We start from the raw sequence: 26,223 nt of genomic DNA, 5'->3' as shown, positions 1-26,223 counted from the left end.
ATCCTCGGCTGGGGGCTGGGGGCTGGGGGCTGGGGGCTGGGGGTGCGCCGGGCGCCGGGCGGAGGGGTGGGGGGGGCGTTGGGGGCGCCGGTTCGTCGAGCGCCGGGCGGTGGGGCGTGGGGCGGTGGGGCGGCGGTTCGTCGAGCGTCGAGCGCCGGGCGGTCGGGGGGCGTGGGGCGTGGGGCGGTGGGGTGGTGGTTCGTCGAGCGCTGGGCGGTGGGGTGTGGGGCGGTGGGGCGGCGGTTCGTCGAGCGTCGAGCGCCGGGCGGTCGAGTGCCGGTCGGTCGGGCGCGGGGCGGAGGGGCGCGGGGCGGGCGGGGCGAAGGGACGCGGGGCGGTGAAGCCCCGGTCGATCGAACTCCGCTCGGTGGAGCGCCGGCAGGTCGGGCGCCGGTCCGTCGGGCGCCGGCAGGTCGGGCGCCGGGCAAAGGGACGCGGGGTGTTGGGGCGCCGGTCCGTCGAACTCCGGTCGGTCGGGCTCGGGTCGGTCGGGCCTCGGTCGGTCGAGCCTCGGTCGGTCGAACCCCGGTCCGTCGGGCGCCGGCAGGTCGGGCGCCGGGCAAAGGGACGCGGGGTGTTGGGGCGCCGGTCCGTCGAACTCCGGTCGGTCGAGCCTCGGTCGGTCGGGCGCCGGTCGGTCGAGCGCCGGTCGGTCGAACCCCGGTCCGTCGAGCCCCGGCCGGTCGAGCCCCGGCCCGGGGGAATCTGGCCGGTCGAGCGCCGGCCCGGGGGAATCCGGGCGGTCGAGCGTCGGGCCGTACAGCGGTGGTTCGTCGTGGGGCGGGGCGGCCTCGGGGCCGGCGGTGCGTGCGGTGTTCGATGCCTGTGCCGCCTCGGTGTCGAGGACTGGCCGGCTCAGCTCGTGACGAGCTCGGCCGCCCTGCGCTCGATGGTCACGGTCACCGGCTCGTCGACGGTCGCCGTGGCCAGCGGCGCGCCGTGGCCCGCCCGGTTGTGGAACAGCCAGACCACGTCCCGCCCGAACGACCAGAGCAGCGAGCCCAGCGCCAGCGCGACCAGGCCGAAGCCCGCCACGTACGGCAGCAGACCGGAGGCGGCGACCAGCAGGAACACACCCTGGACGGCGGCGACCGTCTTGCGGGCCATGCTGTGCGGCAACGAGTTGTTCAGCCACGGGGCGACCTTGGCGGCGGCCACGAAGACGTACCGCATGAGACCGATCAGCAGCACCCACGGGCCCATCGACATCGCGACGTACACGCTCAGCACCAGGATCAGGAACGCGTCGACCTCCATGTCGAAGCGCGCGCCCAGCGCGGTCGAGGTGTTCGTGCGCCGGGCCACCTGGCCGTCGACACCGTCGAGGATCAGCGCCACGGCGGTCAGCCCGACGAAGAGCGAGACGGGCGGCGAGCTCTGGAAGGAGTCGGCGACCAGCGCGGTGACGGCGCCGACGAGTATCGCCCGCCCGAGCGTGACGCGGTTGGCCGGGCCGAAGGTACGGGTCCGGGTGCGCAGCAGTGCGCGGTTGAGGACCGCCCAGGTGGCGAGCCCGAAGGCCAGCCCGGTCAGCCAGCCCACCGGGCCCAGTCCGATCGCCGTGCCCAGGAAGGCGAGGAGCAGCACCTGGGCGCCGGCGCCCACGGTCGTCTCCGAGAGCAACAGCCGGCCGTCGTATGTGTTGATCAGGGCCACCGCATACCTTCCGAACGTGTGACAAGTGGATCATCGCCGCGTACCGTGTCCGCGAACTTCCACCGCTGCGTACGTGGCGAACCGCTCGACCGTTCACGGAGACGCACATGAAACCGACAGCCAATGCCTTCTGGCTACGCTCCCCGGGGCAGGGCGAGATCCGGACGGAGACCCTCGCCGCCCCCGCCGACGGCGAGGTCCTGGTCCGCGCGCTGTACTCAGGAGTCAGCCGGGGCACCGAGACGCTCGTGTTCCGCGGCCACGTACCCGAGAACCAGCGCGCGACCATGCGCGCGCCCTTCCAGGAGGGCGACTTTCCCGCTCCCGTGAAGTACGGCTACCTCAGCGTCGGTCGGGTGGAAGAGGGGCCCGACGCACTGGTCGGCCGGACCGTCTTCTGCCTGTATCCGCACCAGAGCCGCTACGTCGTTCCCGCGAGCGCCGTCACCGTCGTGCCGGAGTCCGTCCCGGCGGCGCGGGCCGTCCTGGCCGGCACCGTGGAGACCGCAGTCAACGCCCTGTGGGACGCCGCGCCCCTCATCGGGGACCGGATCGCCGTCGTCGGCGGCGGCATGGTCGGCTGCTCGGTCGCCGCGCTCCTCGCGCGCTACCCGGGCGTACGCGTCCAGCTCGTCGACGCGGATCCGGCGCGCGCCGGGATCGCCCGCGCCCTCGGCGTGGACTTCGCGCTGCCCGAGGACGCGCTGGGCGAGTGCGACCTCGTCGTGCACGCCAGCGCCAGCGAACAGGGCCTCGTCCGCTCCCTCGAACTCCTCGCCGCCGAGGGCACGGTCATCGAGCTGAGCTGGTACGGCGACCGCCGCATCGCCCTGCCCCTCGGCGAGGCCTTCCACTCGCGCCGGCTCACCGTCCGCAGCAGCCAGGTGGGAACCGTCTCCCCGGCCGGACGCGTCGGACGGACGTACGCGGACCGGATGGCGCTCGCCCTCGAACTCCTCGCCGACGCCCGCTTCGACGCCCTCGTCACCGGAGAGTGCGCCTTCGACGAACTCCCCGACGTCCTGCCGAAGCTCGCGAGCGGAGAACTGCCGGCGATGTGCCACCGGGTCCGCTACGACGTGGAGTGACCCGGTGGGTCACGTGTTCCGGTTCGTCCCACCCACCCCTGAACTGCCCGAACGGAACGCTGACCTCCGAAGAAACCGGAAAACTCGGCTGAACAACGGGTAGGGAGCAGCCGTACTACACGGCATGCCCCGGCCCGGGGGCAGACGTACCGCACTGGAGGGTCGTCCGTTGTTCAGCATCACCGTTCGCGATCACATCATGATCGCCCACAGCTTCCGCGGGGAGGTCTTCGGACCCGCGCAGCGCCTGCACGGCGCCACGTTCCTCGTGGACGCCACCTTCCGGCGCGCCGAACTGGACGACGACAACATCGTCGTAGACATCGGGCTGGCCACCCAGGAGCTCGGTGCCGTGGTGAGCGAGTTGAACTACCGCAACCTCGACAACGAGCCCGCCTTCGCCAACACCAACACCTCCACGGAGTTCCTGGCCAAGGTGATCGCCGACCGGCTCGCCGAGCGGATCCACAAGGGCGCCCTCGGGGAGAACGCCAAGGGCATCGCGAACCTCACGGTCACCCTGCACGAGTCGCACATCGCCTGGGCGAGTTACGAGCGTGCCCTGTGACCGACGTGACCATCGACCGGGCGGTCGTCGGCACCACCGCGCAGGCATCCGGTGCCACGGACGGGGTAAGCGGCGCCCAGGTGAAGGGCGGGGCCCAGGCGAACGGGGGAGAGCACGTGAGGCTCGGCTATGTGCCCGTGCAGAACGCGGCGCTGAAGAACGCCGCGATCATCCCCATGTCGCTGCGTTCCGTGCACTTCGTGATGCCGGGCGGCGTCGACGACCCCACCCGGCCCAGCGGCGGCAACGCCTACGACCGGCGGATCTGCCTCGACCTGCCCGGCTTCGGCTGGCAGGTGCACAAGCACGCGATCGACGGCAGCTGGCCGCGCCCGGACGAGACGGCCCGCGCCGAACTCGCCCGTACGCTGAGCGAACTCCCCGACGGCACCGTGGTCCTCCTCGACGGACTGGTCGCCTGCGGTGTCCCCGAGATCGTCCTCCCCGAGGCCGAACGCCTCTGCCTGGCCGTGCTGGTGCATCTGCCGCTCGGCGACGAGACCGGCCTGGAGCCCGAACTCGCCGCCGAACTCGACGCCAAGGAACGCACCACCCTGCGGGGCGTGTCCGCAGTGATCGCGACCAGCGAGTGGGCGGTCCGCAGACTCGTGTCACACCACGGACTCGCCCCCGAGCGGGTCCATGTCGCCGCCCCCGGCGCCGACATCGCGCCCCTCGCCTCCGGCACCGACGGCGTCTCCCGGCTGCTGTGCGTGGCCGCGGTCACCCCGCGCAAGGGGCAGCACCGGCTGGTGGAGGCCCTCGCGACCGTCACCGAACTGCGCTGGAGCTGCGTCCTGGTCGGCGGCCTCGACCAGGAGCCCGAGTACGTCGACCACATCCGCTCGCTGATCGCGAAGTTCGGCCTGGAGGACCGCTTCCACCTCGCCGGACCGCAGGCGGGCGCGGAACTCGACGCCAGCTACGCCGCCGCCGACCTGATGGTCCTCACCTCCTACGCCGAGACGTACGGCATGGCGGTCACCGAGGCCCTCGCGCGCGGTATCCCCGTTCTGGCCACGGACGTCGGCGGTCTTCCCGAGGCCGTCGGCCGCGCCCCCGACGGCGGGGTGCCCGGCATCCTCGTCCCGCCGGAGAACCCCGCGGCCATCGCCGCGGAGCTGCGCGGCTGGTTCGGGGAGGCCGATGTACGGCGTCGGCTGAAGGCGGCCGCGCGCGGGCGCAGGGCCGCGCTGGACGGGTGGGCGACCACCGCCCGCAGCCTGGCCCATGTGCTGGGCAGGCTCAGGCACGAACCTCGGAGGGCGGCATGACCACTTCTGCCGATATGACCATGTCCGCGGGCGGGCCCCTGTCGACGGGGGGACCGCTGCCCACGGGGGCGTCCCCTTCGTCGGGCACGCCGGTCACCCCGGGGCCCGCCGCTGCCGGGGGGACCCCGGCCGCCGCCGGCGGGGTGTTGAGCATGGCGGGACGCGGGGGAGACACGCCCGCGCCCGAGGACCACCAGTACGCGCCGCAGTGGCTGGAGTTGCGCGAGAGCGCCGACGCCGACGCCCGCGCGGTGGACCTGCTGGACCCGCTGCGCATCCGCCTCGCCAACCTGCCCGGTCGTGCCACCGGGCTGACCGTGCACGACCTCGGCTGCGGCACCGGCTCGATGGGCCGCTGGCTCGCGCCCCGGCTGGACGGCGCCCAGCGGTGGGTGCTGCACGACCAGGACCCGAACCTGCTGCGGCTGGCCGTCGCGCGGGCGCCGCGCGCCGCCGCCGACGGCAGCCCGGTCACGGTCACCACGCGGCGCGGTGACATCGGACGGCTGACGGCGGCCGACCTCGACGGTGCCTCGCTGGTCACGGCGTCCGCGCTGCTCGACGTCCTCACCCGCGAGGAGATCGAGGCGCTCGCGGCGGCCTGCGCGGGCGCCGGTGTCCCCGCGCTGCTGACGCTCTCCGTCGTGGGCCGGGTGGACCTCGTCCCCGCGCACCCCCTGGACGCCGAGATCGCCGAGGCGTTCAACGCCCATCAGCGCGCGAGCGATCTGCTCGGTCCGGACGCGATCACCGTCGCCTGCGAGGCGTTCGCCCAGCAGGGGGCCACGGTCCGGGTCAACCCGAGCCCCTGGCAGCTCGACACCCGGCACACCGCCCTCACCGAGGAGTGGCTGCGCGGCTGGGTCGGTGCCGCGTGCGAGCAGCGCCCCGAACTCACCGAGCGCGCCGAGGCCTACCTCCGCGAGCGCCTCGCGGCCAACGCGGCCGGTGAACTCCGCGTCGTCGTCCACCACAGCGACCTCCTGGCGCTGCCCCGGCCGAAGGGCGGAGCCTCATGACGGCACCGGTGGAGGAGACGGTCGTGGCCCGTCCACCGGCGACGGAGGACCGCATACGCGTGCGCCCGCGCGGAGTACGGGCCCGGGTGAGGGCGGGCACGCCGGGTGCGCGGGCGCGGGTCCGCGCGCTCACACCCGGCGCGCGCGCACCACGGCCGACGACCTCGACGTCCACTCCGGACACGGACCGATCGGCCCGTTCGGACGGGATGAACCGGGCGGACGGGGCGGGTTCGCGCACTCCTTCCCTGGCGGTCGCGTCCGACGGTCCCTCCGCCTCGGAGCGGATCCCGGGTGCGGCGCCCGCGAAGCCCGGACCGGCACCCGCCGGGTCCCGGCGCGGCTCCCGGTTCGGCCGTGCGCTGCGCACCCACTTCGGCACCCTCGCCGGAACGGCGATCCTCGTGGTCGTGTTCTGGCGGATGGGCACCGGCGTCTTCGTCGACGGGCTGCGCCGGATCGACGGCGGGACGCTCGCGGCGGCCGTCGGGATCGGCGCGCTGACCACGGTGTTCAGCGCGTGGCGCTGGTGCGCGGTGACCCGGGCGCTCGGGCTGCGGCTGCCGCTCGGCCCCGCCGTCGCGGACTACTACCGGGCGCTGTTCCTGAACGCGGCGCTGCCCGGCGGTGTCCTCGGCGACGTGCACCGGGCGGTGCGGCACGGACAGAGCTCCGGCGACATGGGCCGGGGCGTACGCGCGGTGGTGATCGAGCGCACCGCGGGCCAGTTGGTGCTGGCCGTCGTGGGCGTAACGGTTTTGCTGGTGCTGCCGTCCCCCGTGCTGGAGCAGACCCGCCACGCGGCCGGACTGACGGCGCTCGCCGCGCTGGGCGCCCTGGCGATCTGGGCGGCGGTCCGGATGGGCCGCAGGCCGAGCGCCTCCGCGGGCGGCCGGGGCCGCAGGATCAGGGCCGTCCTCGCCGAGGCGCGCGGCGTGCTGCTGAACCGCGACAGCGGACCCGCCGTGCTGTTCTCGTCGGTGGCGGTCCTGGTCGGATACGTGGCGACGTTCCTGCTCGCCGCGGATGTCGCCGGCTCCGCCGCGACGACACGGGAACTGCTGCCCCTCGCGCTGCTGGCCCTGATCGCCATGAGCCTGCCGCTCAACGTCGGCGGCTGGGGCCCTCGGGAGGGCGTCACCGCCTGGTCGTTCGGCGCCGCCGGCCTGGGCGCCTCGCAGGGGCTGACCGTGGCCGTCGTCTACGGTGTGCTCAGCTTCGCGGCCGCCCTGCCGGGAGCCCTCGTGCTCGTCGGACGCTGGTACGGCTCCCTGCGCGCCCGCCGTCAGGCGTCCGAGGTGACCAACGAGAAGTACGCTCCGAAGGATTCCACGAACCCTGCCAGCAACTCCTTCCCCTTCGCGGCGGACGCCAGGGACGGACGGCCGATCACACCGGAATCGGTGTAGGCCGACATACCGAGGGAGAGGAGATGACGGCGGTCGTCGGCAAGGAAATCGGTGGTCTCGTGACCGGGACGGACCAATTCGGGGTGGCAATGCAGAAGTATGGAGGTCTCGATTTCTCCCGCATGCATATCGCTGAGCAACGACGTCTCTACGCCCGCCCGTTCACGCGCGGCGTCCCAGTCCTCCATCGCCGGGAAAAGCGCCATTCGATGTCCCGCCGCGGTGGATTCCTGGACGACATTGCCCAGCACATAATTCCCACCGTGTCCGTTCACCACGACCAGTGCCTCGACGCCCGACGCGCGCAGCGACGCGGCGATGTCGCGCACCATCGCGTGCAGCGTCGTCGCGGAGATGCTGACGGTGCCGGGCCAGGCCGCGTGCTCGTGCGAGCAGGCGATGGTCACGGGCGGCAGGAGGTGCACCGGGTACACGGCGGCTATCTCCCGGGATATCGCGCAGGCGACCAGCGTGTCGGTGGCCAGCGGCAGATACGGACCGTGCTGCTCGTAGCTGCCGACCGGAAGCACCGCGACCTGCCGCCCCGCCGCCGCCCCGCGCGCCCGGACGTCCGCGGTGGTGTCCGTCGGTACAAGACTCGAACTGCTCATCTTTTCACGGCCTTTCGTCTCTGCTGATGCTCCGTCATTTTCGCATGACGTCAGGACTCACCAGATAGGAACCAGATCATGACAGAAAATGTTGGTGTACTCGGCACGAATGCCCAGTCCTCCGGCGCCGTACGTGTGGTGAACGCCCCCCTCCCCACGACCTACGGCGACTTCGAGGCCGTAGGTTATCTCGACCAGGACCGCGGCGAAGAACAAGTGGCACTCGTGTACGGCGACATCAGCGGTGGTGAGGAAATTCTCATCCGGCTGCACTCGGAGTGCCTGACCGGTGACGCGTTCGGCTCGCAGCACTGCGAATGCGGCGAGCAGCTCGACAGCGCGCTGCGCGCGATAGTCGCCGAGGGGCGGGGCGTTCTCGTGTACCTGCGCGGTCACGAGGGCCGCGGGATCGGCCTGCTCGCCAAGCTCCAGGCGATGAAGCTCCAGTCGGAGGGCCTGGACACCGTCGAGGCCAACCTCGCCCTCGGGCTGCCGGTGGACGCCCGCGACTACCGGGTGGCGGCCGAGATGCTGCACGACCTCGGCGTCCGGTCGGTCCGGCTGATGTCGAACAACCCGCGCAAGCGGGAGGCCCTGCTGCGCCACGGCATCGAGATCGCCGAGCAGGTGCCGCTGCTCATCACCCCGTGCGAGGACAACATCACCTACCTGCGCACCAAGCGCGAGCGGCTCGACCACTACCTGCCGCACCTGGACGCGGTGGTCCACTCGTCCTGAGCGCCGGGGTCCGCGCGGCGGCCGCCTCGGAGGAGACTTCGGACACCGGCCGCCGCGCCCGCCCGGAGGCCCGCGCGCTGCCCCTTCGAGCAAGTGCCCGGGCGCCCCGCATGAACGTTCGCCCCGGGTGGAAGACCTGACTCCGTCGGGCATCACGACCACGGTCGGTCGAAGGGAGCGTTCGTGATCCGCAGCGCACGGGTCGTCGTCATCGGCGGGGGAGTCATCGGGACGAGCATCGCCTATCACCTGGCCGCCGCCGGAGTGGACGACGTCGTCCTCGTCGAACGCGACGAACTGGCCTCCGGATCGACCGCGAGGGCCGCCGGCGGGGTCCGCGCGCAGTTCTCCGACGAACTCAACATCCAGCTCGGCGCCCGCAGCCTGGAGGCGTTCGGCCGCTTCCGGCAGGAACTGGGCCACGACATCGGCCTGCACCGCGTCGGCTACCTCTTCCTCCTGACGACCCCCGCCGAGGTCGCCCAGTTCGAGGCGGGCGTCCAGCTCCAGAACGACCTGGGTGTGCCCAGCCGCATGGTGGACCCCGAAGAGGCCCGGCGGCTCTCCCCGCTGATCTCCACCGAGGGCCTGCTGGCCGCCGCGTTCTCGCCCGACGACGGACACTGCACCCCCGAGTCCGTCGTGTACGGCTACGCCGCCGGGGCCCGCCGCCACGGCGCGACCGTGCTGCGCAACTGCGAGGTCCTCGGCATCGAGACCTGGCGGGACACGATCACCGCGGTGGTCACGAGCAAGGGGCGGATCGTCACCGACACGGTCGTCTGCGCGGCCGGCGCCTGGTCCCGCTCCGTCGGCGCCATGGCCGGCGTCGACCTCCCCGTGGAGCCCCTGCGCCGCCAGATCGCCGTCACCGAACCGGTCCCCGGCCTCCCGCCGAACCTCCCCATGACGATCGACTTCACCAGCAGCCTCTACTTCCACACCGAGGGCCCCGGCCTCCTCGTCGGCATGTCCGACCCCGACGAACGGCCCGGCTTCGCCACCGACACCCACGACCGCTGGATCCCCCGCCTGTACGAGGCCATGGAGCGCCGCGCCCCCGCCCTGCTCGACCTGCGCCGCACGGGCGGCTGGGCGGGCCTGTACGAGATCACACCGGACCACAACGCCCTGATCGGCGAGGCCGGTTCCTGCTCCCGCTTCCTCTACGCGACCGGGTTCTCCGGCCACGGGTTCCTCCAGGGCCCGGCGGTCGGCGAGGTGGTCCGCGACCTGTATCTGGGCCGCGTACCCTTCGTCGACATCAGCCCCTTGAACGTCGACCGGTTCACGGCCGACGCGCTGCGCCCGGAGGCCAACCTCGTATGACCGATCTCCACCTGTGGCTGCGCCACGAGACCCGCACCACCGAACGCCGCACCCCGATCGTGCCGTCCGACGCCAGGCGGCTCGTCGAGAGCGGCGTACGGATCACCGTCGAGGACTCGCCGCAGCGGATCTTCCCCGGGGAGGAGTACGAGCAGGCCGGCTGTCAGATCGCCGACCCGGGCTCGTGGGTCTCGGCATCGGCGCGCGCGGTGATCGTCGGTCTCAAGGAACTGCCGGACACCCCCGCTCAGTTGACGCACCGTCATATCTTCTTCGGGCACGCCTACAAGGGGCAGCCCGGCGCCGAGGCGCTGCTGCGCAGGTTCGCGGCCGGGGGCGGGGCGCTGCTCGACCTGGAGTACCTGGAGGACGACCAGGGCCGCAGGCTCGCCGCCTTCGGCTTCTGGGCGGGCTATCTGGGCGCGGCCCTCGCCGTGCTGCACCACCGGGGCGCGCTGCGGGCCCCGCTCGTCCCCACGACCAAGGAGGACATGGAGGCCGAACTCCGGGCCTCCCGGGGGGACTTGACCGCGCTGGTGATCGGCGCCCTGGGCCGCAGCGGCCGGGGCGCGCGCGTCGCGCTCGGCGAGGCGGGCGTCGAGCCGACCTGCTGGGACCTGGCAGAGACCCGTGACCTGGACCGACCGGCCCTGCTGGCACACGAGTTGATGGTCAACACCGTCCTGACGACCAGCCCGGTCCCGCCGTTCCTGACGGACAAGGACCTCGACGACCCGGACCGCCGGCTCCGCACCCTCTCGGACGTCACGGTCGACGTCGGCTCACCCATGAACGTCCTGCCCGTCTACGACACGACCACCGAGTGGGACGCCCCGGTACGGCGGCTGCGCGAACACCCCCCGCTCGATCTCATCGCCATCGACAACCTGCCCTCCCTGCTGCCCCGCGAGGCGAGCACCGACTTCTCGGCCGCGCTGCTGCCGCAGCTGCTGGACTTCGAGACGGGTGGGGCATGGGGGCGCTGCCTCGACCGGTTCCGGCGGGCGAGCGACGAACTGGACCTCACAGAAGGGTAGTTGCCCGATGACCGAGGTGGTCCCCGCGAGCGGCACCGTCCACTGGGTCGGTGCCGGCCTGTCCACGGGCAGCGGCCTGGCGGCGCTGTGCGACACCGCCGCCCGGGTCCGGCTGTGGCACCGCACCGAGGAACGCGCCGAGCGGGCGCTGGCCGCGCGCGGTCTGACGGGCCGGGCCGAGCCCCGCGCGTACACGCTGCCCGCGCTCGCGGCGGACCTCGCGCCGGGAGACGTCGTGGTCTCCATGCTCCCGGCGCCGGACCACGCCCCGCTGCTCGGCGCCTGCGTCGGGGCGCGGGCCCACTTCGCCTGCTCCAGCTATGTCTCCGACGCGGTCCTCGAACAGGTCCCGGCGGCCGCGGCGGCGGGTGTCACCGTCCTCACCGAGGCCGGCCTGGACCCGGGCGTGGACCACCTCTTCGCGCACAGCCTGATCGACCGGGCCACCCGGGAGATCGGCCCGGAGACCCCCGCCGACTACACCCTCACCTCGTACTGCGGCGGTGTCCCGGCCGTCCCCAACGACTTCCGCTACCGCTTCAGCTGGGCCCCGGCCGGCGTCCTGGGCGCCCTGCGCGCACCGGCCCGCTACATCGAGGACGGTGCCGTGACGACGGCCGACCGCCCCTGGACGGCCACCCGCGCCCATGTCGTCGACGGCGAGACCTTCGAGGCCTACCCCAACCGCGACAGCGTCCCCTTCGTCGCCCAGTACGGCCTGCCGCCGGCCTGGACACCGAGGACGTTCGTCCGCGGCACCCTCCGACTCGACGGCTGGCTCACCGCATGGGCCCCGGTCTTCGCGGAACTCGAACGCGGCGACGACCGGCGCATCGCGGAGCTGGCCCGCGAACTGGCCGCGCGTCACCCGACCACCGACGCCGACCGCGACCGGGTCGTCCTCGCCGTCTCCCTCGACGTGCGCACCGGGACGGGCGAGGAGTGGTCCGGCCGCCACCACCTCGACGCCGTCGGCACCGAGGAGGAGAGCGCGATGGCCCGCCTGGTGTCCCGCCCCCTCGCCCTCGGGGTGGGACACATCCTGGACGGCTCACTGCCGGCGGGCCTCAGCCGCGCGGCGGAGACGGGCGAGCGGGCACGGGCCTGGCTGGCCGAACTGGCCGCGACGGGTGTGGAGTTCACCTAGCGAGGCGGATCACGGTGGAAGGGACGCCGCCGGGCCGGGTCGGCGGCGTCGACCCGGCCGCGCTCGGCGCGTGCGTGGTCGAGCATGTGGCGAGACCGGTCAGGATTCGAGAAGCCCGGCCACCGTCCAGCCCCTAGCGTGAGGGACATGGCAACCACCACCTCCACCACGGCCCGCACCGACCTCGCGTCCGTCACCCTCGAGGTGGCCGACCCCGAGGCCGCCCACCGCTTCTACGGCGCCTTCGGCGTCGACACGTACCTTCGCCTGCGGCCGTCCGCGGCGCCCTCGGCCGGCTTCCGCGGCTTCACCCTGGCGCTCACGGTGTCCGGACCGGCCACCGTCGACGGCTTCGTCGCCGCCGCCGTGGGCGCCGGCGCCGAGGTGCTGAAGCCCGCCACGAAGTCGATGTGGGGTTACGGCGGCGTCGTCCGGGCCCCGGACGGCACGATCTGGAAGATCGCGACCTCGGCGAAGAAGGACACCGGCCCCGCCACCCGCGAGATCGACGAGGTCGTCCTGCTGCTCGGCGTCGAGGACGTCAAGGCCACCAAGCAGTTCTACGTGGGCCGGGGCCTGACCGTGGCCAAGAGCTTCGGCGGCAAGTACGCCGAGTTCGCCCCCGGCCGGTCGAACCCCGTCAAGCTGGCGCTGTACAAGCGCCGCGGGCTGGCCAAGGACCTCGGCGTCCCCGCCGACGGCACCGGCTCGCACCGCGTCGTCCTCGGCAGCACCACCGAGTCCTTCACCGACCCGGACGGCTTCGTCTGGGAGGCCGCCGCGCCGCCCGCCGCGCGCGAGAGCGAGTGACAGGCCTACGGGAGGTCCGCCCGGATCACCGCCTCGTGCACCAACCGCTTCAGGTCGGGATACACCGAGAACGACGACCGCCGCCGCACCTGGGTCATGAACTGCACCGTCAGGTCCCGCCGGGGATCCACCCAGAAGATCGTCGTCGCGGCCCCGGTCCAGCCGAACGTGCCCGAGGACGACGGGGTCTCGGTCACCGAGGGGTCGATGACGACGGACACTCCCAGCCCGAAACCGACGCCCACATTGCCCGGCTGCCGGTGGAACGCGCTGCCGTACGTATGGATGTCGACACCGCCCGGCAGCTGGTTGGTGGTCATCATCTCGACGGACCCGGGTGACAGCAGCCGTACGCCGTCGAGTTCCCCGCGCCGTCGCAGGAACTCGGCGAACCGGTGGTAGTCCCGGGCGGTGGCGACCATCCCGCCGCTGCCGGACAGGAAGCGCGGCCGGCCGCGCACCGGCAGACCGGGCACGGGCGCGATCGAGCCGTCCTCCTGCTCCCCGTACAACTCCGCGAGCCGCTCCGCCTGTTCGGGGGTCACCTGGAAGCCCGCGTCGGTCATGCCGAGCGGGCCGAGGATCCGTTCGGCGAAGAAGACGTCGAGGTCCTGCCCCGACACCACCTCGACGATCCGGCCGAGGACGTTGGTGGAGACGGAGTAGTTCCACTGGGTGCCCGGCTCGAACTGGAGGGGCAGGCGCGCGTACTCCGCGATCGTCTGCGCGAGGGTGGCGCCCGGCCGGACCGAGTTCTCCAGCCCGGCGTCGCGGTAGAGCGCGTCCACCGGGTGGTCGTGGTAGAAGCCGAACGTCAGGCCCGAGGTGTGGGTCATCAGATGGCGGACGAGGAGCGGCCGCTCGGCCGGGCGGGTCCGGACGTCGGCGCCCTCACCGGACTCGTACACACGAGGTTCGGCGAACTCCGGGAGGTGACGGGAGACCGGGTCGTCGAGCGACAGCCGTCCCTCCTCGACCAGTATCAGCGCGGCCACGGACGTGACGGGCTTGGTCATGGAGTACACCCGCCACAGCGTGTCCGTCCCGACGGGCAGCCCTGCCGCGCGGTCGCGCGCACCGTACGTCGTCAGATGGGCGACGCGGCCGCCGCGGGCGAGGGAGAGGAGGTAGCCGGGCAGGCGGCCCTCGTCGACCTGGAGGGCGAGGTACTCGTCCAGACGGGCCAGGGTCTTCGGGTCGAGGCCGGCCTCGCGGGGTTCGACCTCTCGGCGCAGTCGTTCCATGGTGGTTCTCCTCCGGTGGCCCGGGTCACGGCTCGCGATCGTGCTCGTGGCCTTCACGCTTCTTGTCTTCATCGTTCCGTACCGATCGCGTTCCATCCCTCGCGGGGCGGGCGGGTCGGGGCATTCGCAGGGCGAGAGGCGCACCCAGCGCGGCCACCGCGGCCAGGAGCAGCAGCGCCGGGCCGGTGCCGAGCGGTATGAGCGTGGTCGCGGCCGCCACACCGAGCGTCGGGCCGACGTTCATCGCGGTCTGCTGGAGCCCGCCCGCCACCCCGGCCTCCTCCGGCGGCGCGTGCCGGACGACGACGGCGGTCGCGGTGACCATCAGCGCGCCGAAACCGGCCCCCAGCAGCAGGAACCCGCCCCCGATCAGCACCGTGGACGACCCCGGGCCGAGCCGGGACAGCGTCAGCACACCGGCGGTGAGCAGCACGGTCCCCGCGAGGGCCGTCGGACGGGCGCCCCACCGGCGCAGCAGGACGGCCGACAGCGGCGCCCCGAGCACCATCGTCACCCCGCCGGGCAGCGCGACGAGGCTGGTGCGCAGCGGATCCATGCCCAGCGCGTCCTGGAGGACGAAGCTGCACACGAAGAGCGCGCCCAGCATCGCCGCGGAGGCTGCCACCAGCACCCCGAGCGCCGCGCGCACGGGCCCTGAGCCCAGCACGCCGGCCGGCAGCAGGGGATCCGGGGTGCGCCGCTCATGGCGGACCAGGAGGGCGGTCGCGCCGACGGCGACCGACAGACCGAGCACGCCGGCGGCCGTCCAGCCGTGCTCCGGCACCCCGACCAGGGTGTGCACGAGGGCCGCGAGGGCGACCGCGAGCAGCGCCGCGCCGGGCAGGCCGAGCCGGGAGCGCTCCGCCCGTGTCGTGCCCCGTGCGAGCGGGGCACGGGCCGCCAGCGCCAGCAGGCCCATGACCAGCGCCGGTACGACGTTGAGGAAGAACACCGCCCGCCAGCCCAGCCGGTCCACGAGCACACCGCCGACCAGCGGGCCGGCCGCCACCGCCACCCCGATGGCGCTGGTCCGCAGCGCGATGGGCATCGCCAGCCGCTCGGGCGGGAACGCGGCCCGCAGCATCCCGAGGGTGGCGGGCTGGAGCAGCGCGCCGAAGACGCCCTGGACGACCCGCAGCCCGATCACCCAGCCCACACCGGGCGCGAACCCGATCCCGGCGGAGGCCGCACCGAACCCCAACACCCCCCAGGCGAACACCCGTCGATGCCCGAACCGGTCGCCCAGCCGCCCCGCGAACACCAACAGCCCGGCCACCGCGATCAGATACCCGGTGCTGGTCCACTGCACCTCGGTGAGGGAGGCGTCCAGGTCGCGCCGCAGGGACGGTTGGGCGATCGTCAGCACCGTGCCGTCGAGTGCGACCAGCACGGCACCGAGCACACTGCACGCGAGGGTGACGCGGCGGTGCGACGCGGACGCGGGCTCGTGCCGGTCGACCCCGGCCTCCGTCGTGGGCGCCGTCATCGGCGCTCGCTCCCCAGATGCGCGTCCAGCGCGGTGCGCAGCAACGGGGTGAAGTCGCCGGCGCCGGTCATGAGTTGGAGGCTGCCCCAGGTCCACAGCTGGGCGATGCCGTAGAGGTTCGCCAGCAGCGCGCCCGCGACGAGCCGGGCGTCGGCGTCGGGCCGGGCCCGCCCGACGAGCTCCTCCAGCAGCGTGAACATCGGGAGACTGGCGTCACGCAACCCCAGTTCGTTGCTCTCCAGCAGGTCGTGACGGAACATCAGCTCGTGCATGCCCCGGTTGGTGAGCGCGAAGTCCAGGTACACGCGCCCCAGCGTCGCGATCTGCTCCCGCGGGCCCGCCGTGCCGTCCCCGAGCGCCGCGACCCCCCGGCCCGCCAGCTCCTCGAACCCCCGGCGCGCGATGGCCGACAGCAGTTCCAGGTGCGTCGGGAAGTAGCGGCGCGGCGCCCCGTGCGACACCCCGGCCCGCCGTGCGATCTCCCGCAGCGACAGGGCCTGCACCCCCTCCGCCGTCACCAACTCGACCCCGACGTCGATCAGTCGGGACCGCAGCCCCGTGTTGCGTTCGTTCATGGGCACTGTCTACCAGGGCGAGTAGACAGTGTCTACCCGCCCTGGTAGACAGTGTCTACCGCGATATTCGGTTGCCCGCCGCGGCGGCCGCGGCTGCAATGTCCGGCATGATCACAGGCGAGCCCGGCCCGGACCGGCACACGGACGACACCGGCGGACCGGTCCTGATCGGCGCCCTCGCCCCCCTGACGCGGCCCGGCTGGGCCGAGGCGGGCCGGCATCTTGTCGCCGGTCTCGACCTGGGCGTGGCGGAGGTCAACGACGCCGGCGGTGTCGCCGGGCGGCCGCTCGAACTGGTGGTCAGGGACACCGCCGCCGACCCGCTGCGGGCCTCGGCGGCCGTGGACGAACTGGCACACCTCGGGGTGGCCGCCCTGGCCGGGGAGTACCACAGCGTCGTCGCCCGCACGGTCGCCGGCCGGGCCGACGCCCTCGGCCTGCCGTACCTCTGCTCCTCCGCGGTCCTCGACACCCTCACCGACCGGCCGACGGACCGCGTCGCACGCCTCTCCCCGCCGCAGTCCCGGGGCTGGCGGATCTACGCGGACCACCTCCTCGGCGCGGGCCACCGCCGTATCGCCGTGGTCACCCAGCCGAGCGTCTACTGGACCGCCGGGACCCGCATCCTGCGGGACCACCTCGCCGCGTACGGCGGCACCGTCGACGAGATCGACGGCGGCGCGCTCACCCCCGCCGACGTGTGCGACGCGCTCGCCGACCGGCGCGCGACGGCCCTGCTCCTGCTGGTCGGCCACCCGCACCCGGCGGTGCCGATCGTCCGGGCCGTCCGCCGTGACCGCCGGCTCGCCGAGGTGTTGATCGGCGCTCCGGCCGGGCAACCGGAGCTTGCCAGTTGGGTGACGTCGCTGGGGGACGACGGGGCCGGAGTGCCGTTCCTCAGCTACGACTCCGACCGGCTCGGTCCCCTCGGCTCACGGGTCGGGACGGCCCTCGCCGATCGGCTGGGCGAAGCGCCCTCCTTCGTCGCCTTCGAGGGCTACGACACGGTCGCGGTCCTCGCCGAGGCCATGCGCACGCACGGCACCGACCGGGCGGGCATCGCCGCGTCCTGGCCGCATGTCACGGTCGAGGGGACACGTGGCCGGATCCGCTTCTCCCGGGTGCCGGGCGTCGGTGTGTGGCAGTGGGCCGAGGCGCCGGTCCAGGTCGTCGACCGGGATCCGGCGGCACCGCACCGTCTGCGGGTCCTGCACTGGGGCTGAGCACGCCGCCGACCGGCGTCGGTCGGCCGGCACCGCCGGGTACCTCAGCCGGAGGTCTCCGCGCGTTCGAGCATGCACAGTCTCTTCTCGTCGGGGTCGCCGATGTACGTCCACAGGTTGGGGTTCTTCTTCGTGCCCCGCGTCTCGTACGTGCCCCGTACCCCGCTCGGCGTGAACGTGAGGTGGACCGTCGAGACGGGGTCGTCCGTGCCGACGCCGTTGCGGGTGTCCCGTTCCCACGTGCCTGTGCCGGGGTTCGGGGCGAGGACGTCGTCGAAGCCGTCGTCGTCGTTGTCGTCGAAGTCGCCGCAGATCTCGGTCGAGGTGAACGTCCCGTCCTCCTTCAGCACCAGACGCCCGCCCCCCTCGTCCACCCACGTGCCCGTGATCCCGGCCGTGCTCATGGTCAGGGGTTTGCCGCCGGGTACGGGGAGCGCGAGACCACTCAGGATGACCAGCCCGAAGGACAGGCCGATCCCGAGCAGGACCAGCAGGCCGCACCCCGCCGCGCCGACGAGCGGGACGAGCGGGACGATCCGCCGGCGCCGTCGGCTCGTCTCGGCCGGGGGCCATCCCTGCCATGGAGGCGGGGTGGCTTTGTAAGGGTCCTCGCCGCGCTTCACATCGTCCCCCTGCGGTGTGGTGCCGCGTGGTCGCGGCGGTGCGATCATCATCCCGCCGAGCCGCCCGCGCCTTCGCAGGGGGGTGCACACGCCTCCGGCTCCACGCGGGAGTCCCCGGGCCCCCTCGCGGGGCGCCCGGGGACTCGGGGCGGTACCGGGCCGTGGCTCAGGCCGCGACGCGCTCCCGGTCGTTCTTCTCGCGCGGGGCGCGGGTGCCGAGGAGTTCCGTCGGGATCCGGTGGGTCTCGCGGGCGGTGAGCGCGGCGATGACCGGCGGGACGCACAGGGCCGCCGTGAACAGGGCGACCGCGAACCAGTCGTCACCGTCCGGGCCGGCGATCTGCGCGGCGAAGGTGACGGCGAAACCGGCGACGGCGAAGCCGATCTGGGTGCCGATGGCCATGCCGGACAGCCGGACCCGGGTGGAGAACATCTCGCCGTAGAAGGAGGGCCAGATGCCGTTCGCGGCGCTGTAGACGACACCGAAGGTGACGATGCCGAGGATCAGGACGAGCGGGTAGGCGCCGGTGGAGATCGCCCACAGGTAGACGAACATCAGCACCGCGCTGCCGGCCGAACCGATCAGGAACACCGGGCGGCGGCCGATGCGGTCGGAGAGCGTGGCCCACAGCGGGATCGCGGTGAGCGCGACCAGGTTGGCGAGCGCGCCCACCCACAGCATCGACGAACGGGACAGGCCGACCGAGTCGCTCGTGCCGTACGCCAGCGCCCACACGGTGAAGATCGTGGAGACCGAGGCGACCAGGGCGCCCGCGATCACCCGGAGCACGTCCGCCCAGTGCTCGCGCAGCAGGACGGCCAGTGGCAGCTTGGCGACGCCCTCGGACTCGGTCTGCTGGGTGAAGGCCGGGGTCTCGTCCAGGGTGCGCCGGATGACGTAGCCGACGACGGCGACGGCGATGCTCATCCAGAACGGGACGCGCCAGCCCCAGGAGAGCAACTGGTCCTCGGGGAGCGCGGCGATCGGGATGAAGACCAGGGTGGCGAGCAGCTGCCCGCCCTGGGTGCCGCTCAGGGTGAAGCTGGTGAAGAACCCGCGCCGGTCCGACGGCGCGTGCTCCAGCGTCATGGAGTTCGCGCTGGCCTGCTCACCGGCCGCCGATATGCCTTGCAGGACACGGCAGAGCACCAGGAGGACCGGGGCGAGGGTGCCGACCTGGTCGCGGGTGGGCAGGCAGCCGATCAGGAACGTCGACAGGCCCATCAGGATCAGTGTGAAGACCATGATCTTCTTGCGGCCCACTCGGTCGCCGTAGTGCCCGAGGAACAGCGCGCCGATCGGCCGCGCCGCGTAGGCGACACCGAAGGTGGCCAGCGAGAGCAGGGTCGCGGTGGCCGGGTCGGACTCGTCGAAGAAGACCGTCGGGAAGATCAGGGCGGCGGCGCTGCCGTAGATGAAGAAGTCGTAGTACTCCAGGGCGCTGCCGATCCAGGCGGCCGTGGCGGCCTTCTTGGGCTGGCCGGGAGGTGCGGCGGGGACGGACACGGCGTGGCTCCTTCGAGGGATCTCCCCATGAGAGGGGGGCGAAGCGGAGGAAGGCAAGGCGGGGCGGGGCGAATCACAGGGGGGAGGGGGCCGGTCCCTGGGGTGGCGGGGCGGCCGTGCCGGGCGCTACCCGGGCTAATTAACGCACTGGATAGTTAGTAGCGGTTGGCTACGGATGTTGCGCCGACGTTTCCCGGGTGTCAAGAGGCGCCGCGGGAGGAACTTCCGGCCGAGACCCGACCGAGACCGTGCGCCCCGCCCGGCGGCTCAGTCCGCCGCGCGGTCCGCCGTCAGATAGGCGATCACCATGTCGCCGAGCATCTGGCGGTAGTGGTCCCGCCGTCCGGCGTCGATGAGGTCACGGCCGAAGAGGGCGCCGAAGGTGTGCCGGTTGGCCACCCGGAAGAAGCAGAACGCGCTGATCATCGCGTGCAGGTCGACGGCGTCGACGTCGGCGGTGAACAGGCCCGACTCCTGGCCCGACTCCAGGATCCGGCGGATCACGTCCAGCGCGGGCGAGCCGATGGTGGCGAGCATCTCGGAGGAGGCGATGTGCTCGGCCTCGTGGATGTTCTCGATGCTGACCAGGCGGATGAAGTCGGGGTGCGCCTCATGGTGGTCGAACGTCACCTCGGCGAGCCGGCGGATGGCCGCCACGGGGTCCAGGTGCTCGACGTCCAGCTCCTGCTCGGTCTGCCGGATCACGGAGTACGCCCGCTCCAGCACGGCGGTGAACAGCTTCTCCTTGCCGCCGAAGTAGTAGTAGATCATCCGCTTCGTGGTGCGGGTCCGGGCGGCGATCTCGTCGACCCGGGCCCCGGCGAACCCGGAACGGGCGAACTCCTTGGTCGCGACGTCGAGGATCTCGGCCCTGGTGCGGGCGGCGTCACGGATGCGCCCGTTCTGTCGTGCCGGTTCTTCGACGCTGGTCATCGGGTTCCTTCGGGCGAGTGCGGCCGGTGCCCGTGATTCTAGGAGCTGCGGCGACGGTCTTCCCTCGGGAGGGAGCGCCTGCTATTACTAACGTACTAGTTCGTACATTAGATCTCGCGGGAGGGCCGCCGTGGCCAAGGACTCGTATCTCGTCGGCCTCATCGGCTCCGGCATCGGGCCGTCCCTCAGCCCCGCCCTGCACGAGCGGGAGGCCGACCGGCAGGGTCTGCGCTACGTGTACCGGCTGATCGACATCGACGACCTCGGCGTCGGGCCGGAGGCGGTGGGCGATCTGGTGCGCGCCGCCCGTGACCTGGGCTTCGACGGGCTGAACATCACACACCCCTGCAAGCAGCTGGTCATCGAGCACCTCGACGGTCTCGCTCCGCAGGCCGCCGCGCTCGGCGCCGTCAACACGGTGGTCTTCGAGGACGGCCGCGCCGTCGGCCACAACACGGACGTCACCGGCTTCGCCGCGTCCTTCGCGCGCGGGCTGCCCGACGCCCCGCTGGAGAACGTGGTGCAGCTGGGCGCCGGTGGCGCGGGCGCGGCCGTCGCCCACGCCACGCTCACCCTCGGCGCCGAGCACGTCACCGTCGTCGACGCGCTGCCCGACCGGGCGGCGGACCTCGCCGCCTCCCTCGACCGGCACTTCGGTGCGGGGCGGGCCGACGCGGCGGCGCCGGACGCGCTGCCCGCGCTGCTCGGAGCGGCCGACGGTGTCGTGCACGCGACGCCGACGGGGATGGCGGCCCACCCCGGGCTGCCGTTCGCCGCCGAGCTGCTGCGTCCCGGGCTGTGGGTGGCGGAGGTGGTGTACCGGCCGTTGGAGACCGAGTTGCTGCGGGCCGCGCGGGGGCTCGGCTGCGCCACGCTGGACGGCGGGGGGATGGCCGTGTTCCAGGCGGCCGACGCGTTTCGGCTGTTCACCGGGCGTGAGCCGGACGCTTCGCGGATGTTGGCGGACATCGGTGAGTTGGCCGGGGCTGCGGGTGCGCGTAACTAAGCGCCGCGGTGGCGGTCCGGTGTGTCGGCTGCGGGTCCGTCGTGGTTGATCGCGCAGTTCCCCGCGCCCCTTACAGGGGCGTGACCCTGTTGCAAGGAGTTGCCCATGCGTACGTCCATCGCCACCGTCTCTCTCAGTGGGTCGCTCACCGAGAAGCTCGCCGCCGTCTCGCGGGCCGGGTTCGACGGGGTGGAGATCTTCGAGAACGATCTGCTGGCCAGTCCGCTCGCGCCGGAGGAGGTGCGGGCGCGCTGTGCGGACCTCGGGCTGAGCATCGATCTCTACCAGCCGATGCGGGACATCGAGGCCGTGCCGACGGAGGTGTTCGCGGAGAACCTGCGGCGGGCCCGGCACAAGTTCGAGCTGATGGGGCGGCTCGGCTGCGACACGGTGCTCGTCTGCTCCAGCGTCCATCCGCTCGCCGAGGACGACGACGCGCTCGCCGCGTACCACATGCGCCAACTAGCTTTGCTCGCGGAAGAGTTCGGCATCCGGGTCGCCTACGAGGCGCTGGCGTGGGGGCGGCACGTCAACACCTACGACCACGCGTGGCGCATCGTGGAGGCGGCCGACCACCCCGCGCTCGGGACCTGCCTGGACAGCTTCCACATCCTGGCCCGGGGCTCAGACCCCAAGGGTATCGAGGACATCCCGGGCGAGAAGATCTTCTTCCTCCAGCTCGCCGACGCTCCGCTGATGGCGATGGACGTGCTCCAGTGGAGCCGGCACTACCGCTGTTTCCCCGGGCAGGGCGGCCTCGACGTCACCGGGCTGGTCGGGCATGTGCGGGCGGCCGGATACGACGGGCCGCTGTCGTTGGAGGTCTTCAACGACGTCTTTCGGCAGGCCGAGGCTGGCCCCACCGCCGTGGACGCCCACCGTTCGCTGCTGATGCTCCAGGAGGCGGCCGGTATCGCCACGCTGCCGAAACGGGTGGTGCCCACGGGCGTCGCCTTCGCCGAACTGGTCACCCCCGACGCCGAACCCGTGGCCGCGCTGCTCGGCGCACTCGGCTTCGCCCGCACGGCACGCCATCGCGGCAAGCCGGTGGACCTGTGGCAGCAGGGCGAGGCACGGGTGCTGGTCAACACCGGCCCGGCCGCCCGGCGCGACGGCACCCAGCTCGCCGCGATCGGACTGGAGTCACCGGACCCGGCCGGCGCCGCCCGCCGCGCCGAGGCCCTGCTCGCGCCGGTGCTGCCGCGCCGCCGCACCGCCGAGGACGCGCCGCTCGACGCGGTCGCCGCGCCCGACGGCACCGAACTCTTCTTCTGCGCGACCGACCGCCCCGGACTCCCCAGCTGGACCGGCGACTTCCGCCCCGTGGCCCACCCGGACGCCGCCGGCCACGTCCACCGCGTCGACCACCTCGCCCTCACCCAGCCCTGGCACCAGTTCGACGAGGCGGCCCTCTTCCACCGCACGGTGCTCGGCCTGCACGCCAGCGACAGCGTCGACGTCGCCGACCCCTACGGTCTGTTCCGCAGCCGCCCGGTGACCAACGACGACGGCAGCGTCCGCATCGCACTCAGCGTCGGCCCCGCCCCCACCGACGACACGGCCCGCGCCCAGCACATCGCCCTCGCCACGGACGACATCGTCGCCGCGGCCCGCGCCTTCCGCGCGGCCGGGGGCCGGCTGCTGGCCGTCCCAGCGAACTACCACGACGACCTGGCCGCACGGTTCGCGTTCGCCGACGGCGAGCTGGAGACGTACCGGGAACTCGGCATCCTCTACGACCGCGACGCGGGCGGCGCGTTCCGCCACTGCTACACCGAGACCGTCGGCCGCGTCTTCTTCGAACTCGTCCAGCGCGACGCCGGATACCAGGGCTACGGCGCCCAGAACGCACCCGTGCGCCTCGCCGCCCAGCACGTGCGACGCCCCGTCGGTTGAGGGGAGGCGGGGTGAAAGGACCCGGAGGTCACTGGCGGCTGACCGTGCGGGTCACGCCCGTCACGACCGTCGTCGCCAGGATCCAGCCGGTGATGACGAGGACGTACGACAGCCACTGGGACCAGCCCTCGGGCGCGTAGGCCCGCTCCTGCCCGAAGTCGATGATCGGCAGGAGTAGATCAAGGGTGTAGACGACCGGGTTGAACACCGGGGCCTCGTCCGCCTTGAGCGGGCTGGGCGCGTGCACCGCGTACGCCACCGAGCCCACCGCCATCAGCGACAGCAGCCAGATCGCCGCGCGCAGCGGACGGAAGCCGTAGCCGACGGTGGCGTCCTGGGCGTAACCCCAGAGCCGCCCGGGCAGGCGGAGCGTGGCGCGATGCCGGCGCTGCTTGGCGAGCTGGACCCGCCGGGCCGCGTCGTCGTCACCGATCCTGCGGTAGGCGGCGGTCAACTGCTCGTAGGAGTAGGGCAGATACCCCTCCCCGTCCCGCTCCAGCATCGGCAGCCGCCGCTCGGCGGGCACGTGCGGGATCAGGGAGGTGTAGGTGAGGCTGTTGAGGAGGACCTGGTCCGGCAGTTTGTCCGGCTCGACGAACAGCACCTCTATCTGGGCGCGGCGCAGGTTCAGCACGCCCTCCACCGGCGGGCCATCGCGCAGCCAGAGTTCGCTGATGACACTGCTGCTCACCCGCAGCGCCGTGCCGCCGGGGTTCGACAGCCGGGCGTAGGACAGCTCCAGCCAGCCGCCCACACGTGCCCCGCGCAGCTCGACCCGTCCGCGCACGTCCGCGTGCCGCAGGACGACGTCGGACTCGGTGGCGAGGGTCTCCGCGCCGAGGGCGATACCGCCGGGCCGGTGCAGCCGGGCGCGTCGCAGGTCGACCTTGCCCGCCACATGGGCGCCGCCGAGCCGGACCTCGCCCTCCGCGCGCAGCCCGGGAGCGCACAACTCCTCCCCGATCTCCGCCTGGTTGAGCCGCAGCGCGGGCTCCCCGTCCGAGGCGGTGAACTCGGCCCGTTCCATGAACAGGGTCCCGGAGATCTGCGCCCCGGTGAGCTTCACCGGCCCCCGGAACCGGCACCCCGTCAGCCGCAGCCCGCCGTCGACGCGCGCCCGCGCCGAACGCAGGCCGGGCAGCGTGGACTTGGACAGATTGAGGTAGTTGAAGTGCGCGCCGGAGAAGTCGGGGATCTCGTCGAAGTGACAGCCGCTCAGCCGTACGACGCTCTCGACCGTCGCGTACTTCAGTTCCAGCCGACCGCTGATCCGGGCGCCCTCGATCTTGAGGGCGGCGACCTCGCCCTCCTCCTGCGGAGCGGTCAGCAGCAGTGCCCGCAACACCCGGGCCCGGACGGTCCGTTCGGGCCCCCAGCCGGCGCCGTCCGCGGTGATCCCGTCCGCGACGGTCGTGACGTCCTCGGTCCCGAAGTCCACCGCCGCGCCGAGCGGAAAGGCGTCCCACACCCGCCGCTCGGCCGCCGTCAGATCGTTGATCATCATCAACGGGAATCTCACCCGCGATGCTTGTACCTGTCAACCATGCCTGGTGCCCCCCAGGCCTAATGCCCCCAGGCTCCCGCATGCGCGCGGTGGGCGTCGGTGAGGCCGTTCGTGAAGAACCGTTCGTAGTACTCGTTCTCCACGTGGTGGACCTGGAGCCACACGCCCGGGACATGGATCGCGTCCGTGTGGGCCGGGAAGCGGCCGTGCGTGCGGAGGATGTACTCGCAGATGTCCCGGGCGCACTCGACCACCCGATCCTCGTACTCACTGGCCTCGGTGAGATAGCGCTGCCCGTAGTCCTCCCGGTAGATCCGGGCGAAGACGTCCCGGTCGGTGTAGACGCCCCCGCGGCCGAACTTGTCCCGGACGATTCTCTCCACCGCCTCCGACATGCTCCCGACCACGGGCGGGCACGCGGCGGCGATCAGCGGTGCGCCGCCGTCGGGGGAGGGGAGCCGGACCGGGTGCGAGCGGACCTTCGCGTACTTGGGCAGCGGGATGTGCCAGCGCCAGATGTCGGCCGGGCGCCAGCGCGGGGTGACGAAGTCGAAGCCGAGCATCCGGCCGTACTCCCGGGAGAACTTCGGGTCGCCCAGGGCGATCTGCGGGTTGATCGTGGCGTGGATCCAGGCGCCCAGGCCCATCGCCTCGGCCGTGAGCATCAGGTTCTGCAGCAGCAGATCCGCCTCGATCTGGGTGCGCATGGGGCCGAGGGCACCGAGCGGCAGCTTGAGGTCCCCGTTGAGGAACCCGTTCCGCACCCACTTGCGCACCCCGGCGGCCCGGTAGAAGTTGCGGTCGTCCACGAGGGTCGGACGGGCCCCGTCCGGCTGGGTGAGCAGATACATCAGCGCGTTCACGTACTGGTGGGAGAGGTCGACCACCGGGAACAGCAGCGTCGTTCCGGGCAGGTTGGACAGGAAGCGGTTGGAGTCCAGGTACGCCGGGAAGTCCCGCTGGTCCGGTCCGACGTCGAGGCGGTGGTCCAGAACCTTCACCTTGGCCTCGCGCGCCCGCGCCACCAGCGTCTCGGCGTCGAACGGCTCGTCCGGTGCCGGTTCGAGCCTGCGCAGGAAGTAGGTGCCCGAGTCGTTGACGAGGAAGAAGTGGGTGCCCTGCGCGTTGTCCGGGCTGCCGGCGGTGCGGCCCGCCATCGTCAGGTTGGGCTTGGACATGATGGGGGTGCCGTTGGTCGGGTCCTCGAAGGGTCGGTCGGGCATGGTGAGGCCGGTGGTGCCGGTGATCGCGATCAGCACCGCCTCCTCCAGCTCCGTCAGAGGCTGGGCCGCGTTGCGGGAGGTGTAGGTCATCGTCCCGGCGGACACTTTGGCGCCCCGGCTCACGCGGTGGGTGCGGCGGCGCCACACGGTCCGCAGCAGCGGACGGTCGAACAGGTCGGCGAGGCCCGGGTGGGTGGTGCCCGCGGGTGTGCCGGGCTGCTCCTGGACGGCGAGCTGTTCGCCCGCCCCGGGTATCGCGGACAGCTCCGGGTTTCCGGGCAGCTCGGAGTGGTTGTCGGTGAACGTCATGCGTGTTT

General features: G+C 72.8%; 22 protein-coding genes and 1 pseudogene. 13 read left to right on the top strand and 10 right to left on the bottom strand.

The window, feature by feature from the left end:
• Window positions 1-855 precede the first annotated feature (855 nt).
• A complete protein-coding gene (locus tag HW837_RS07290) occupies window positions 856-1,656 on the bottom strand; it encodes a CDP-alcohol phosphatidyltransferase family protein (RefSeq protein WP_193379901.1) in 801 nt (266 codons plus the stop codon).
• Between the two features lie 107 nt (window positions 1,657-1,763).
• Here HW837_RS07290 and HW837_RS07285 point away from each other — a divergent pair, with 107 nt between their 5' ends.
• The 5 genes and pseudogenes from HW837_RS07285 to HW837_RS07265 form a co-directional block, all read left to right on the top strand.
• Window positions 1,764-2,744 (top strand): zinc-dependent alcohol dehydrogenase, encoded by a 981-nt coding sequence (locus HW837_RS07285; RefSeq protein ID WP_045556694.1) that lies wholly within the window; start codon window positions 1,764-1,766, stop codon window positions 2,742-2,744.
• 169 nt (window positions 2,745-2,913) lie between these two features.
• Complete coding sequence (locus tag HW837_RS07280) at window positions 2,914-3,312, top strand: 6-pyruvoyl trahydropterin synthase family protein (RefSeq protein ID WP_045556695.1); 399 nt, start codon at window positions 2,914-2,916, stop codon at window positions 3,310-3,312.
• A complete protein-coding gene (locus HW837_RS07275) occupies window positions 3,309-4,586 on the top strand; it encodes a glycosyltransferase family 4 protein (protein WP_045556696.1) in 1,278 nt (425 codons plus the stop codon). Before HW837_RS07280 ends, HW837_RS07275 begins: the two co-directional genes overlap by 4 nt.
• Window positions 4,583-5,605: a methyltransferase domain-containing protein gene (locus HW837_RS07270; RefSeq protein WP_193379902.1), complete on the top strand. Its 1,023-nt coding sequence runs from the start codon at window positions 4,583-4,585 to the stop codon at window positions 5,603-5,605. Before HW837_RS07275 ends, HW837_RS07270 begins: the two co-directional genes overlap by 4 nt.
• A pseudogene (locus tag HW837_RS07265) lies at window positions 5,602-6,771 on the top strand (lysylphosphatidylglycerol synthase transmembrane domain-containing protein); the annotation flags it as partial. The gene HW837_RS07270 and the pseudogene HW837_RS07265, both read left to right, overlap by 4 nt.
• Window positions 6,772-6,890: 119 nt before the next feature.
• Here HW837_RS07265 and HW837_RS07260 read toward each other — a convergent pair.
• Window positions 6,891-7,625, bottom strand: coding sequence for a creatininase family protein (locus HW837_RS07260; RefSeq protein WP_078853367.1), 735 nt, complete (start codon window positions 7,623-7,625; stop codon window positions 6,891-6,893).
• A gap of 78 nt (window positions 7,626-7,703) precedes the next feature.
• Between HW837_RS07260 and ribA the strand changes: the two genes are divergently transcribed.
• From ribA to HW837_RS07235, 5 genes are all read left to right on the top strand, one after another.
• Window positions 7,704-8,363, top strand: coding sequence for a GTP cyclohydrolase II (gene ribA, locus HW837_RS07255; protein WP_045556700.1), 660 nt, complete (start codon window positions 7,704-7,706; stop codon window positions 8,361-8,363).
• Between the two features lie 183 nt (window positions 8,364-8,546).
• Window positions 8,547-9,692, top strand: coding sequence for an NAD(P)/FAD-dependent oxidoreductase (locus tag HW837_RS07250; RefSeq protein WP_193379903.1), 1,146 nt, complete (start codon window positions 8,547-8,549; stop codon window positions 9,690-9,692).
• Window positions 9,689-10,729: a saccharopine dehydrogenase gene (locus HW837_RS07245; RefSeq protein WP_045556702.1), complete on the top strand. Its 1,041-nt coding sequence runs from the start codon at window positions 9,689-9,691 to the stop codon at window positions 10,727-10,729. The genes HW837_RS07250 and HW837_RS07245 overlap by 4 nt, the downstream gene beginning before the upstream one ends.
• Window positions 10,730-10,736: 7 nt before the next feature.
• Complete coding sequence (locus HW837_RS07240; protein ID WP_193379904.1) at window positions 10,737-11,876, top strand: saccharopine dehydrogenase family protein; 1,140 nt, start codon at window positions 10,737-10,739, stop codon at window positions 11,874-11,876.
• Window positions 11,877-12,023: 147 nt separating this feature from the next.
• Entirely contained in the window at window positions 12,024-12,686 is a 663-nt protein-coding gene (locus HW837_RS07235; RefSeq protein ID WP_045556704.1) for a VOC family protein, read from the top strand.
• A 5-nt stretch (window positions 12,687-12,691) separates the two neighbouring features.
• Here HW837_RS07235 and HW837_RS07230 read toward each other — a convergent pair whose 3' ends face one another.
• Genes HW837_RS07230 through HW837_RS07220 form a run of 3 tightly spaced genes read right to left on the bottom strand, consistent with a single transcriptional unit; the run spans window position 12,692 to window position 15,991 of the window.
• Window positions 12,692-13,930, bottom strand: a complete 1,239-nt coding sequence (locus HW837_RS07230; protein ID WP_193379905.1) for a serine hydrolase domain-containing protein — start codon at window positions 13,928-13,930, stop codon at window positions 12,692-12,694.
• 25 nt (window positions 13,931-13,955) lie between these two features.
• Window positions 13,956-15,416, bottom strand: a complete 1,461-nt coding sequence (locus tag HW837_RS07225) for an MFS transporter (protein ID WP_045556706.1) — start codon at window positions 15,414-15,416, stop codon at window positions 13,956-13,958.
• Window positions 15,413-15,991, bottom strand: coding sequence for a TetR/AcrR family transcriptional regulator (locus HW837_RS07220; protein WP_193379906.1), 579 nt, complete (start codon window positions 15,989-15,991; stop codon window positions 15,413-15,415). The genes HW837_RS07225 and HW837_RS07220 overlap by 4 nt, the downstream gene beginning before the upstream one ends.
• Before the next feature lie 107 nt (window positions 15,992-16,098).
• Between HW837_RS07220 and HW837_RS07215 the strand changes: the two genes are divergently transcribed.
• Window positions 16,099-17,214 (top strand): ABC transporter substrate-binding protein, encoded by a 1,116-nt coding sequence (locus tag HW837_RS07215; protein WP_237270031.1) that lies wholly within the window; start codon window positions 16,099-16,101, stop codon window positions 17,212-17,214.
• Between the two features lie 44 nt (window positions 17,215-17,258).
• Here HW837_RS07215 and HW837_RS48480 read toward each other — a convergent pair whose 3' ends face one another.
• From HW837_RS48480 to HW837_RS07200, 3 genes are all read right to left on the bottom strand, one after another.
• Entirely contained in the window at window positions 17,259-17,927 is a 669-nt protein-coding gene (locus HW837_RS48480) for a hypothetical protein (protein WP_237270030.1), read from the bottom strand.
• A 76-nt stretch (window positions 17,928-18,003) separates the two neighbouring features.
• On the bottom strand, window positions 18,004-19,344 hold the full coding sequence (locus HW837_RS07205) for an MFS transporter (RefSeq protein ID WP_193379908.1): 1,341 nt from the start codon (window positions 19,342-19,344) through the stop codon (window positions 18,004-18,006).
• 267 nt (window positions 19,345-19,611) lie between these two features.
• Window positions 19,612-20,277, bottom strand: a complete 666-nt coding sequence (locus tag HW837_RS07200) for a TetR/AcrR family transcriptional regulator (RefSeq protein ID WP_193379909.1) — start codon at window positions 20,275-20,277, stop codon at window positions 19,612-19,614.
• Window positions 20,278-20,407: 130 nt separating this feature from the next.
• Between HW837_RS07200 and HW837_RS07195 the strand changes: the two genes are divergently transcribed.
• Window positions 20,408-21,283 carry a shikimate dehydrogenase gene (locus HW837_RS07195; RefSeq protein WP_193379910.1) on the top strand — a complete coding sequence of 292 codons (876 nt, stop codon included), beginning with the start codon at window positions 20,408-20,410 and terminating at the stop codon, window positions 21,281-21,283.
• 105 nt (window positions 21,284-21,388) lie between these two features.
• Complete coding sequence (locus HW837_RS07190; RefSeq protein WP_193379911.1) at window positions 21,389-23,179, top strand: sugar phosphate isomerase/epimerase and 4-hydroxyphenylpyruvate domain-containing protein; 1,791 nt, start codon at window positions 21,389-21,391, stop codon at window positions 23,177-23,179.
• A 28-nt stretch (window positions 23,180-23,207) separates the two neighbouring features.
• On the opposite strand, the gene HW837_RS07185 is transcribed toward HW837_RS07190, so the two are convergent.
• Together HW837_RS07185 and HW837_RS07180 are read right to left on the bottom strand one after the other, a co-directional pair.
• The gene (locus HW837_RS07185; RefSeq protein WP_045556712.1) at window positions 23,208-24,683 is read right to left on the bottom strand and encodes a pentapeptide repeat-containing protein; all 1,476 of its coding nucleotides are present in this window, start codon (window positions 24,681-24,683) and stop codon (window positions 23,208-23,210) included.
• Window positions 24,684-24,742: 59 nt separating this feature from the next.
• The gene (locus HW837_RS07180) at window positions 24,743-26,215 is read right to left on the bottom strand and encodes a hypothetical protein (RefSeq protein ID WP_045556713.1); all 1,473 of its coding nucleotides are present in this window, start codon (window positions 26,213-26,215) and stop codon (window positions 24,743-24,745) included.
• Window positions 26,216-26,223 lie beyond the last annotated feature (8 nt).

Source organism: Streptomyces caniscabiei (assembly GCF_014930365.1).
Taxonomy (GTDB): domain Bacteria; phylum Actinomycetota; class Actinomycetes; order Streptomycetales; family Streptomycetaceae; genus Streptomyces; species Streptomyces caniscabiei.
Note: the sequence above shows the minus strand (reverse complement) of the source record. Positions and strands in the feature narration are given on the sequence as shown.